This is a genomic window from Campylobacter sp. BCW_6461 (assembly GCF_001762735.1).
Lineage (GTDB): Bacteria > Campylobacterota > Campylobacteria > Campylobacterales > Campylobacteraceae > Campylobacter_D > Campylobacter_D jejuni.
Map to the genome: position 1 here is coordinate 97,587 of NZ_MJXJ01000025.1, position 12,150 is coordinate 109,736.

General features: G+C 29.1%; 12 protein-coding genes. 9 read left to right on the forward strand and 3 right to left on the reverse strand.

Annotated elements, in window-relative coordinates; genetic code table 11:
- Window positions 1-18: 18 nt before the first annotated feature.
- The 8 genes from AJ882_RS08280 to AJ882_RS08315 all read left to right on the forward strand — a co-directional run bounded on the left by AJ882_RS08280 (window position 19) and on the right by AJ882_RS08315 (window position 8,379).
- Complete coding sequence (locus tag AJ882_RS08280) at window positions 19-420, forward strand: tRNA threonylcarbamoyladenosine biosynthesis protein TsaB (RefSeq protein ID WP_002851789.1); 402 nt, start codon at window positions 19-21, stop codon at window positions 418-420.
- A gap of 8 nt (window positions 421-428) precedes the next feature.
- The gene (thrB, locus tag AJ882_RS08285; protein WP_002851909.1) at window positions 429-1,307 is read left to right on the forward strand and encodes a homoserine kinase; all 879 of its coding nucleotides are present in this window, start codon (window positions 429-431) and stop codon (window positions 1,305-1,307) included.
- A gap of 24 nt (window positions 1,308-1,331) precedes the next feature.
- Window positions 1,332-1,589: a DUF448 domain-containing protein gene (locus AJ882_RS08290; protein WP_002859353.1), complete on the forward strand. Its 258-nt coding sequence runs from the start codon at window positions 1,332-1,334 to the stop codon at window positions 1,587-1,589.
- Window positions 1,576-4,191 (forward strand): translation initiation factor IF-2, encoded by a 2,616-nt coding sequence (gene infB, locus AJ882_RS08295; protein ID WP_002868393.1) that lies wholly within the window; start codon window positions 1,576-1,578, stop codon window positions 4,189-4,191. The genes AJ882_RS08290 and infB overlap by 14 nt, the downstream gene beginning before the upstream one ends.
- The gene (rbfA, locus tag AJ882_RS08300; protein ID WP_002778650.1) at window positions 4,188-4,550 is read left to right on the forward strand and encodes a 30S ribosome-binding factor RbfA; all 363 of its coding nucleotides are present in this window, start codon (window positions 4,188-4,190) and stop codon (window positions 4,548-4,550) included. Before infB ends, rbfA begins: the two co-directional genes overlap by 4 nt.
- Window positions 4,540-4,962: a ribosome maturation factor RimP gene (gene rimP / locus AJ882_RS08305; protein ID WP_002800873.1), complete on the forward strand. Its 423-nt coding sequence runs from the start codon at window positions 4,540-4,542 to the stop codon at window positions 4,960-4,962. The genes rbfA and rimP overlap by 11 nt, the downstream gene beginning before the upstream one ends.
- A gap of 104 nt (window positions 4,963-5,066) precedes the next feature.
- Window positions 5,067-7,055, forward strand: a complete 1,989-nt coding sequence (locus AJ882_RS08310) for an McrB family protein (protein ID WP_002868392.1) — start codon at window positions 5,067-5,069, stop codon at window positions 7,053-7,055.
- Window positions 7,048-8,379 carry an McrC family protein gene (locus AJ882_RS08315; RefSeq protein ID WP_002935256.1) on the forward strand — a complete coding sequence of 444 codons (1,332 nt, stop codon included), beginning with the start codon at window positions 7,048-7,050 and terminating at the stop codon, window positions 8,377-8,379. The genes AJ882_RS08310 and AJ882_RS08315 overlap by 8 nt, the downstream gene beginning before the upstream one ends.
- On the opposite strand, the gene AJ882_RS08320 is transcribed toward AJ882_RS08315, so the two are convergent.
- From AJ882_RS08320 to AJ882_RS08330, 3 genes are read right to left on the reverse strand one after another with little or no spacing between them, the layout of a single operon-like run.
- Window positions 8,368-9,171, reverse strand: a complete 804-nt coding sequence (locus AJ882_RS08320; RefSeq protein ID WP_002860605.1) for a metal ABC transporter permease — start codon at window positions 9,169-9,171, stop codon at window positions 8,368-8,370. The two genes, AJ882_RS08315 and AJ882_RS08320, sit on opposite strands and share 12 nt — an antisense overlap.
- Entirely contained in the window at window positions 9,164-10,018 is an 855-nt protein-coding gene (locus AJ882_RS08325; RefSeq protein ID WP_002872129.1) for an ABC transporter ATP-binding protein, read from the reverse strand. The genes AJ882_RS08320 and AJ882_RS08325 overlap by 8 nt, the downstream gene beginning before the upstream one ends.
- A 12-nt stretch (window positions 10,019-10,030) precedes the next feature.
- Window positions 10,031-10,921 (reverse strand): metal ABC transporter solute-binding protein, Zn/Mn family, encoded by an 891-nt coding sequence (locus AJ882_RS08330; RefSeq protein ID WP_014517164.1) that lies wholly within the window; start codon window positions 10,919-10,921, stop codon window positions 10,031-10,033.
- Window positions 10,922-11,189: 268 nt separating this feature from the next.
- On the opposite strand from AJ882_RS08330, the gene AJ882_RS08335 reads away from it, so the two are divergent.
- On the forward strand, window positions 11,190-12,150 hold a 961-nt coding region (locus AJ882_RS08335), incomplete at its 3' end, for a cache domain-containing protein (protein WP_214283310.1).

Genomic DNA, 12,150 nt, shown 5'->3' on the forward strand with positions numbered 1-12,150 from the left:
ACTTTATCTAAGCCTTTAATGATCGGAATTTATCAAGATGATAAACTTATAAAAACTTATAAAAGTGAAGAAAAAGCAAGCGAATTTTTACCAAAAATTTTAGATGAATTGCTTAAAGAATATGATTTTACAAGTTTAATCTATGCTAATGGTCCAGGTTCTTATATGGGGATTAAAATTTCTTATGTAAGTTTGAGTACTTTAAGTATAGTAAAAAATATTCCTTTATTTGCGGTGAGTGCTTTTGAATTAAATGGCTATAAACCCATAAGTGCAAATAAAAATTTTTGTTTTGTATATAAGGAAGGTGAAATTTGTTTAGAGCAAAATATCCCAGCAGAGTTTTTTTTACCAAAAAATTTACAAGAGCTTAAACTAAATAATGATAATCTTCCCTTTTATTTTTTAGATGCAATTTAGGATGAAATTTGAAAATTTTAGTTCCAGCTACGAGTGCGAATTTAGGGCCAGGTTTTGATTGTTTAGGACTTAGTTTAAAGCTTTTTAATGAAACTCAAATCCAAAAATCAGGTGTTTTTAGCATTAGTATTGGAGGCGAGGGAAGTGATAATATTTTTCTTAAAAAAAACAATATATTTGTAAATATTTTTTATGAAATTTATGAAAAACTAAGCGGAAAAAAAGATAATTTTCGTTTTATTTTTCAAAATAACATTCCTCTTTCAAGAGGATTAGGAAGCTCTTCAGCTGTGATTGTTGGAGCTATTGCCAGTGCTTATTATATGAGTGGATTTAAGGTAGAAAAAGAACGTATTTTAGATGAAGCTTTAATTTATGAAAACCATCCAGATAATATCGCTCCAGCTACTCTTGGTGGTTTTGTGTGTTCTTTGGTTGAAAAAAATAAAGTTTATAGTATCAAAAAAGAGATTGATAAAGATTTAGCTGCTGTGGTTGTGATCCCAAATTTGGCAATGAGCACGGAACAATCACGCCAAGCTTTGGCCAAAAATTTAAGTTTTAATGATGCGGTTTTCAACCTTTCTCATGCTTCATTTTTAACCGCTTGTTTTTTGGAGAAAAAATATGAATTTTTAAAATTTGCAAGTCAAGATAAGCTCCATGAAATCAATCGTATGAAAAACTTACCCGAGCTTTTTGAAGTGCAAAAATTTGCCTTAGAAAATAAAGCTTTAATGAGCACACTTTCAGGTTCGGGATCGAGCTTTTTTTCTTTAGCTTTTAAAGATGATGCTTTAGCTTTAGCAAAGAAAATACAAACAAAATTTAAAGATTTTCGTGTGCAATATTTAGAATTTGATGATAATGGCTTTGAAATTTGCTAAAAAATATAAAAAAAAGATATAATTTTGAAAAAACATATACCAATTAGAATGTGCATAGTGTGTAAAAACCGCTTTGAGCAAAATATGTTATTTAGATTTAAAGTTGTTTTAGGAGATATTGTGCCTAAAGCAGAACATGGAAGAAGCGGATATTTATGTCAAAATTGTATTGAGAGAGAAGATAAAGTCTTACAAAAAGCATTTTCTAAAATATGTAAAAATTTAAATACTAAAATTACTCAGCAAGGACTTAAGGAGATATTTTTAAATGGCAAAGATTAGAATTCATGAAATCGCAAAAGAATTAGGTTATGATAGTAAGGAAATTATTGAAAAGGCAAATGAATTAGGACTTGGAATTAAAACAGCATCAAATGCTGTAGAACCTGAGATTGCGGCAGCTATTTATGAGTATATACAAACAAGAGAAATTCCAGAAGCTTTTAAGAAAAATATCAAAACTCCTACAGCAAAAAAGCCTAAAAAAGAAAATATAAAAGAACAAGAAAAGCTAAATGAATCTGAAAAAAAAGAACCTAAAAAAGAAGAAAAGCTTAAACAAGAAGTTAAAAAAGAAGAATTAAAAATTGAAAAAGAAAATGCAAAAGAGGAAGAAAAACAAGAAATTATTGATGCTCATAAGCCACAAAGCCTTGCTAGTGCAACTTTAGCCAAAAGACGCGGACTTGTTATTGTTAAAAAGAAAAAAGACGAAGAAGAAATTCAAGTTAAAAAAGAAGAAGTAAAAAATTCAAATGATATATCTATCAATAATGAAGAGCGCTTAAGTTTAAAAACTATGTTTTCAAATGCTGATGAGAGTTTAAAGAAAAAGAAAAAAGAAAAAAAATCTTTTGTTGCGAGTAAAAAAGAAAGTACCGAAAAAATGAATTTTTTAGATGAACATGATTTTGGTGATATTTCTTTAGATGATGAAGATGAGGTAGTATTACCTGATTTTAGTGTAAAAGAACAAGAAAAACCACAAAATATCAATAAAAAACAACCTAATTTTATAAGACAAGCTGTTGGAAATTCTGCGGGTTTTGGGCTTGAAGGTGGAATTCAAAGAAGAAGTCGTAAAAAACCATCTAAAAAGATTGAAAAAAAGGAAGTAGAAGAAGTAGGTAGCGTTGCTATTTCTAAAGAAATTCGTGTGTATGAATTCGCTGATAAGATAGGAAAAAGCACTAGTGAAGTGATTTCAAAACTTTTCATGCTTGGAATGATGACAACAAAAAATGATTTCTTAGATGAAGATGCGATTGAAATTTTGGCTGCTGAATTTGGTATAGAGATCAATATCATTAACGAGGCTGATGAGTTTGATTATGTAAAAGACTATGAAGAAGAGACTGATGAAAAAGATTTAGTGACTAGAGCGCCTGTGATTACCATCATGGGGCATGTTGATCATGGTAAAACTTCTTTGTTAGATTATATCAGAAAATCACGCGTTGCAAGTGGAGAAGCAGGGGGTATTACCCAACACGTGGGTGCTTATATGGTAGAAAAAAACGGGCGTAAAATTACTTTTATCGATACTCCAGGTCACGAAGCTTTTACTGCTATGCGTGCAAGGGGTGCAAGTATCACTGATATTGTAATCATCGTTGTAGCCGCAGATGATGGGGTAAAACCACAAACCAAAGAAGCGATAAATCATGCTAAAGCAGCAGGTGTGCCTATTATTATTGCTATTAATAAAATGGATAAAGAAGCAGCAAATCCCGATATGGTAAAAACTCAACTCGCAGAAATGGAAATCATGCCAGTAGAATGGGGCGGATCTTATGAATTTGTAGGAGTTTCGGCTAAAACAGGAATGGGGATTGAAGATTTGCTTGAAATCGTGCTTTTACAAGCTGATATTTTAGAACTTAAAGCCAATCCAAAAAGTTTTGCTAAAGCAAGCATTATAGAAAGTTCTGTGCAAAAAGGGCGTGGTGCGGTGGCTACTATCATCGTGCAAAATGGAACACTTACTATAGGAAGTACCGTGGTTGCAGGCGAGGCTTATGGAAAAGTGCGTGCGATGAGCGATGATCAAGGTAAAGCCTTAAAAGAAATTAAACCAGGCGAATGTGGGGTTATCGTAGGGCTTAGTGAAGTAGCAGATGCAGGTGAAATTTTAATCGCAGTAAAAACCGATAAAGAAGCAAGAGAATATGCTAATAAACGCCACGAATACAATCGCCAAAAAGAACTTAGCAAATCCACTAAAGTTAGCATTGATGAGCTTGGAGCTAAGATCAAAGAAGGTAATCTAAAAGCCTTGCCTGTTATTTTAAAAGCTGATGTGCAAGGATCTTTAGAAGCCTTAAAGGCAAGTTTAGAAAAACTTAGAAATGATGAGATTAAAGTGAATATCATTCATAGTGGAGTAGGAGGAATCACGCAAAGTGATATAGAGCTTGCAAGTGCGAGTGAAAACTCTATAGTACTAGGTTTTAACATACGCCCAACAGGGGAAGTTAAAGAGCGTGCTAAGGATAAAGGCGTAGAAATTAAAACTTATAATGTAATTTATAATCTTTTAGACGATGTAAAAGCCTTACTTGGTGGTATGATGAGCCCGATTATTTCTGAAGAGCAATTAGGACAAGCAGAGATTAGACAAGTGATCAATGTACCAAAAATCGGACAAATTGCAGGTTGTATGGTAACTGAAGGGGTGATTAACCGTGGAGCTAAAATTCGTCTTATCCGTGATGGAGTTGTGGTTTATGAAGGCAATGTGAGTTCACTCAAACGCTTTAAAGATGATGCTAAAGAAGTGGCAAAAGGCTATGAATGTGGCGTAGGTATAGAAGGGTGTGATGATATGAGAGTGGGTGATTATATAGAAAGCTATAAAGAAGTAGAGGAACAAGCAAGTCTATGAACCCAAGTGAGATTAAAAAACTACGCACTGAAAGTATCTTAAAAGAGCTGATCCCTGAAGCTTTAGCAAATTTAGATGATGAAAATTTGAAAAATTTGTGTGTAGTGGATGTAGAGTGTAAAAAAGGCAGATACGATGCTTTTGTGTATCTTGATAAGATGTTTTTTAATGTTCATGAGCAAGAAAAAATTTTATCTTCTTTAAAAAAGGCAAGTAGAGCTTTGCAAAATTACTGCATGAGTGAGCAGGGCTGGTATAGGTGTCCGAATTTTCATTTTAAATTTGATGATAGGCTTGAGTATCAAAACCATATGGATGCACTTTTTGAAAAAATAAAAAAGGATAAAAATGAATCTTGAAGCCCTTTGCAAAGAAGCAGGACTTAGTTTTTATGATGATGAGCTAGTAAGTGAAAATGGCAGAAAAATTTATAGAATTTATGTACAAAAAGAAGGCGGGGTAAATCTTGATGATTGTGCAAGGCTTAGTGAAATTTTATCGCCTATTTTTGATGTAGAGTCACCTGTAAATGGAGAGTATTTTTTAGAAGTATCTTCACCAGGACTTGAAAGAAAACTTAGCAAGATAGAACATTTTGCAAAAAGTATAGGTGAACTTGTGAAGATCACAACCAATGAAAAAGAAAAATTCGAAGCAAAAATCATTGCTGTAGATGATGAAAATATCACTTTAGAAAATTTAGAAAATAAAGAAAAAACTACTATAAATTTTAATGATATAAAAAAAGCTAGAACCTTTGTGGAGTGGTGAAAATTTAGAAATATGATTTTTTAATTACCTTTTATATAATTAAATTTAAATATAAACACAAAAAACTATAAAATTTTATATTTGTAGGTTAAAAGGAAAATAGTATGAATATTGCTGAATTTCATTTTTCAAATGGAAATAAAACACAAGCACAAATAGAAGATTCAAATGAGAAAATTTTTAAGATATTTTTGGAAAAAAGACTAAAAAATTACAATCAATATATCAAAGCTACAAAAGACATAATTAAAGAATGTAAAAGATTAAATATTGTCAATAGAGATGATTTTGATACGTTTCAAATAAATTCTATAGAAGTTTTAACAAATTTGTTATTTGAATTAAAAAATGGGCTATTGCGAGAATATGATCTTAAGAGCAGCAATCGATGTCCGCATGCTTGTATTAAATCTCATTATTTGGAATTTGTAAAATATGTCAATGCTTATAAAAATTATGTTTCAAAAGATATGGTTAAGTATTTGAAGACAAGAGGTGGTGAGAAAGAATTTAAAGTAGAAATAAAAAATCAAAAGATAGAAATTATTGCTAGTATTAATAATATTAGAAAATACTCTTCGAATAGATTTTTGGAATATAGTGTTTTAGGTAAAAATGAAGTTGAGTCATATGCTAAACCATTATTTGAAGATATATTAAGCAACTCAAATCTTAGTGCGATTAAGCAAAGCGAAAATGAAAAGATACTAATTGAAAATCAAAATATACCTTTAAATCAAATTCTTTATGGGCCTCCAGGGACAGGAAAAACTTATCATACTATAGATAAAGCTTTAGAAATTTTAGGTGAAAATTTAGAAAACAGAGATGAGAAAAAAGCAAAATTTGATGAGTATGTAAAAAATGGACAAATAGTTTTTACCACTTTTCATCAAAGCTATGGATATGAAGAATTTGTAGAAGGCATAAAGCCTCGCATAGATAGCAAAGAAAATTCTAAGGAAGTAGAATACGAAATAAAAGACGGAATTTTTAAAGAACTTTGTAAAAAAGCTTTGGATAATTACAAAGTATCTTTATTAACACAAGAAGAATTTGTAAAGAGTGAAGATTTAGAAAACAAAATAGAAATTTTTTTAGATGAATTAGTAGATCAACAAAAATTTATAGAAAAAATTCAAAGTGGTGGATTTAAATTAGAAGAATATAATGAAAAATATAGAATTATCACAGATGATACTAATGCAAATTTGTATTTAAATTTAGAAATTTTTAAAACGCTTTTGGAAAATAAAGATAAGATTATAAACGGAAGAAGCATTAAGCAAATTTTAAATAATAAACATAGAAGACAAATCGATAGTTACTATTTTCAGCTAGTTAAATTGTTTAAAGAACGAGAACAAGATTATAAAGTAGATAATAATCCTAGTGAAAAGCCAGAATTAAAACCTTATATAATCATCATCGATGAAATCAATCGTGGTAATGTAAGTAAGATTTTTGGTGAGCTTATAACCTTGATAGAACCTAGTAAAAGGATAGGTGAAAAAGAAGAGTTAAAAGTGACTTTGCCTTATAGCGGTGAAAAATTTGGAGTGCCTAAAAATGTTTATATCATAGGCACTATGAATACAGCCGATAGAAGCATAACTTCTCTTGATACAGCTTTAAGAAGAAGATTTGAATTTATTGAGATGATGCCTGATGTGAGCAAATTATCTATGGATTGCGAAGGTATTAATTTACAAGAATTATTAAAAGCTATAAACACTCGTATAGAATATTTACTAGATAGAGAAAAAACCATAGGTCATGCATTTTTTGTAAGTGTTGAAAATTTAGAAGATTTAAAAAAAGTTTTTCAAAATAAAATTATTCCGCTTTTGCAAGAGTATTTTTATAATGATTATGCTTTGATTAATGAGGTTTTAAATGATAATGGTATGATTTTTGAAGATAAAAAAGATGATAAATATCTTCAAAAAATAAAAAATCTAGATAGTGTTAATAGCGAGAGAAGTATTTATAATATTGCTTCATTTGATGATAAAATTTGGGATAAAATAGAAATATATCAAGCAATTTATAATGATGAAATAGCAAATAAATTAAAAAACGAAAATGAATAGCACTTTTTCCATCATCGAATACCAAGCTTTTTCTAAAGAAGATTTAAAAGAAATTTTCAAAGAAAAGGCCGAAGGGTTTTATAAAGAGCTAGAAGACTTTGCAAAAAATAATGAAAATCTTCTAGGCTTTAAAAACAAAAATTCCTTAAAAGCTAAAAATTATGTCGGCATTATACAGACTAAAAGCGGGGTTTTGGAGATTTTGCCAAAATGCACGAATTTAGATAGTTATAAAAAAGAAGATAGTTCTTCAAATCATGACAAAGAAAAACTAAGAAGATGTTATGAATTAGACAATATTTCTAAAAATAATGATTTTTATGAAAAAGATTTTAAATTTAATCCTAAAAATCTTTTGATAAATATGCTAAAAACCTTAAAAAACTCCCCCTTTAAAAAATCGCAAATTTCATCTTTGCAAAGTTCTAAAATTCCTTTATTTGAAGTGTTTATCACTATGTTTTTAGATGAATTTGATAGCGTATATAAAAAAGGCTTGATGAGATCTTATCTAAGTTGCGAAGAAAATAGGGCTTTTTTAAAGGGAAAATTACTATTTAACGAGCATATCAAGCAAAATTTTATACACAAAGAAAGATTTTTTACAAGCAACGATGAGTTTGTTTTAGATATAGCACCCAATCGTTTGATAAAATCAACGCTAAATTTTTTAAAATCAAAAACAAGTTTGAATAAATTTAGACTTATAAAATCTATGCAAATTCTCGATGAGGTAGAATTTTCTAAAAATTATGAAAAAGATTTTAGTTATAAAATTTCAAGACATTTTGATTATTATGAAAACTTGCTTTTGTGGTGTAAAATTTTCTTAAAAAATGAAAGTTTTATGCCTTATCATGGTAAAAATGAAGCTTTTGCTTTGCTTTTTCCTATGGAGAAAATTTTTGAAGATTATGTAGCTTATATGCTAAAAAAAGTAAATCCAGCTCAAGATATTAAAGTTCAAAACAATGGAAAGTATTTAATCTCAAAAAATGATGAAAATTGTTTCATGTTAAAGCCTGATTTATATATAGAAAATAAAATGATCCTAGATACCAAATGGAAAATTCCAAATGATAGTGAAAATGAGAAAAAACAGGGTATAGAACAAAGCGATTTGTATCAAATGTTTGCTTATGCTTGCAAATTTAAAATTTATGATATTAAACTTGTGTATCCTTTATGTGAAAAAACTCAAGATTTACAAAGAAAAATCGCAGAAAAATTTTTTGTTTTTAAAGCAAGCGAACATTTGTATTTTAAAGAACAAGGGCAAAAAGATATAAAAGTCCAAGTATTTTTTGCACCTTTACCTTTTTAAAAATTTGCCTATCAAATGCACTAAAAAACCAAAGCAAGCTACAGCTATGATGCAAGCACCGCTTGAGAGATTAAGATAATAACTAAGTATAAGTCCTAAAACACAAAAAATCATACTTAAAAAACTTGCCAAAATCATGATAAAGCCAAGTCTTTTGGTAAAATTTTCAGCAATAAAGCTTGGGATACTAAGTAAAGCCATAACTAAAATAAGCCCTACAAGGCGTATGGAAATAACTATGCAAAAAGCCATAAGGGCGATTAAAAGATAATGAAAAAAACTTGTATTGATACCACGAACTTTTGCAAATTCCGCATCAAAGCTTAATGCTTCAAATTGTCTATAAAATAATAAAATTAAAAGCACCACCACGCTATCAACCAAAGCCATAAGCCATAAATCTTGTGTTCCTACAGCCAAAATGCTCCCAAAAAGATAAGCCATTAAATCTGTGTTATAACTAGGGCTTAAATCGATTAAAATAATCCCAACAGCCATTCCAAAAGCCCATATTACAGCGATAATACTATCACTTCTGTGTTCATAGTGTTTAGCTAAAAAAGCTACTAAAAAAGCCAAAAATAAAGTAAATATTCCCGTGCTTAATAAAATAGGCAAAGAGAAATAAAAAGCTATACCTATACCACCAAAAGCCCCATGTGTTATACCTCCAGCCATAGAAAAAAGGCGATTTATCATCACCAAAGTGCCTATGATCCCACAAGCTATACTGACTAAAATCGCTCCTAGTAAAGCGTTTTGAAAAAAGGTGAAATTTAAAATTTCAAGCATTATTTTCCTTTGAAAATTTTAAACAAAAATTTTCTTTTTTAAATTCTGTTTTTTTCAAATTTCTTCTTGTAAATTCTTGTTCGCATAGTTTTTTGCTATCGCAATTTTTTTCATCGCAAAAACAAGTATTTAAACTCATTTCTACATCACAAAAATGAGAGTGATTTTCGTATAAATGTTTTAAAAATGAACTTTTTTCTTTTTCTTTAGTGTTAGTATGCAAGAAAAGTTCTTTGTTTAAATGTGCAATTTTATCGCTATAAGCTAATACAAGGTTGATATCGTGACAAATGAGTAAAATTCCCATGCCTTTTTGGTGCAAAGAGCTTAGAAGTTCAAAAATTTGTATAGCAGACTTGTTATCAACGCTTGCGGTAGGTTCATCTAAAATAAGCATTTTGCATTCACTAGCTAAGGCTCTTGCGATAAAAACACGTTGCCTTTGTCCTCCACTTAGAGAATCAATGGTTTTGTTCCAAAATTTTTCCATTCCTACACTTTTTAAAGCTTGCATAGCTTTTTCTTTATCTTTTTTCCCATAAAAACCAAAAATTTTTTTACTTACAAGTCCCATAAGAATGATTTCAAGTACTCTTGGACAAAAATTAGGATTGGCTAGAGTGTGTTGAGGAACATAGCCTATTTCTTTTTTTTGAAGAGCTTTGAAATGGATTTCATTTTTGGATTTTAAAAGTCCTAAGATAAGTTTTACGAGTGTTGATTTTCCTGCGCCATTTGGACCTATGATAGAGAGAAAGTCTTTATTGTCATAGCTAAGATTGATGTTTTTTAAGATGATTTCATTATTATAAGCGTAGTTTAGATTAGAAATTTCAAAAAAAAGCATCAAAAAACCTGATTATAAATTATGAGAAAAGGCATCAGCAGTTTTTAAAAGCTCATTTTCCCAATCATAAGATAAATGATCTATTTTGTAAATTTTTGCATCACATTCTTTAGCAAGTGTTTTTGCTGCATTTTCAGGGAAACCATTTTGAACAAAAATGACTTTTAAATTTTTATCTTTCATTAGAGTGATAAGTTTTTGCAAATCTTTGCTTTTTGGTTCCTTACCTAAAATTTCTACAGGAATTTGCGTAAGATTATAGCGTTTTGCAAAATATGTCCAAGAAGGATGATAAACTACAAATTCTCTATTTTTTAATTTTTCTAATTTTGAGGCAATTTGTAAATTTAAACTATCTAATTCTGCTAAAAATTTATCTAAATTTTGTTTATATAAATTTTTATTTTGTGGATATTTTTGAATCAAGGCGTCATAAATATTTAAAGCCATAGTTTGGACTAAAATAGGATCTAGCCAAGTATGAGGATCAAAATGCTCATGTTCGTGGTGTTCATGCTCATGAGAGTGTTCGTGTGTATCATGAGTTTGAATCAAAGCTATGTTTTTTTGCATATTTACAACTTGAAGTTTTGAAAAATTTTGTTTAAATTTATCCGTAAAAACTTTTTCAAATTCTAAGCCTATAGTGAAATAAATATCACTTTTTTCAAGTTTTTTCATAGTACTTGGTTTAAATTCAAAATTATGCTCATTGCTATTTGGGGGCAAAATAACATTGACATCTAGAGTATTTGCAGCTATTTTTTTAACAAAAAATGCTTGAGGTGCTATACTGACACTAACTAAATTGCTACTAGTATTTTGTTCTTGCTCTAAATTTTTAGCTTGTGTGAAAGTATAAAATATCCCTAAAGATAAAATAAATAATAGAATTTTTTTCAAAATATTTCCTTCGATATAAATTTTTTAAATTATAACGATATTAAGCTTAATACATAGAATTTTCGAAGCGATATTTATTTAAATAAAAATAATAAATATAAATTAATTTAATATTTATTAAATGAAATTTTTTATCACTTTTATATTTAAGTAAAAATTTAGATTTTTTAATTTATAATTCTTAAGAAAATTTAGCATTATTTTATATTTTATAAAATTAATGTTAAAAGTTCTTTTACAAAAATTAATTAAATTTAAAAGGAAAAATATGAATAATATCAAAATAAAACTTTCTGTTATTGCAAATTCAATTGCAATTTTTGCTTTAAGTATTTTGAGCATCATTAGCTTTTACTTTACAAAAGATTCTTTGTATCAAAGTACGCTTTATACTGAAACAGAACTTCTTAAAGCAACACAAATTTCTATAGAGGATTTTAGATCCAGAAATATATCTTTGCTTAATACTCTTGAAAAAGATATATTAAAATTACCCTATGAAGCACTAAATTCTCAAGATAACATAGTTAATAATGTAGGGGCCATATTAAAATACTACCGCAATAGTGGAAATTTGCTTGCTGTTTATATTGGTTTAGATAATGGTGAAAATATCATGAGTAGTGATCTAAGCGAGAAAAAAAATACTAATATAACTATAAATGGAAAAGCCAACAACTATAATGCAACTACTAGGGAATGGTATAAAGAAGCTAGAAATAGTAATCAAATCTATATAACCCCAGCTTATATTGATGCTATTAGTAATGAATACTGCATTACTTACTCTAAAGCTCTTTATAAGGATGGTAAATTTATTGGTGTTTTAGGAATTGATATTTTATTAACTAGTTTACAAGATCAAATCGCTAGAACTCCAGGCAATACCTTTGTTTTTGATAATAAAGATAAAATTTTTGCAGCCACCAACGAAGCTTTATTAGATCCTTCGGTAGACCATTCTCCTGTTCTAAATGCATATAAAGCTCATGGTGATAACAACTTCTTCTCTTATAAGTTAAATAATGAAGAAAGACTTGGAGCTTGTACTAAAGTCTTTGCTTATACAGCTTGTATTACCGAAAGCGCTGATATTATAAATAAACCTATATTTAAAGCAGCATATATACAAGTTATAGCCTTAATTGTTATGATATCTATTAGCATCATCCTCCTTTATTTCATCGTATCAAAATACCTCTCCCCACTTGCAGCTATCCAAACAGGTT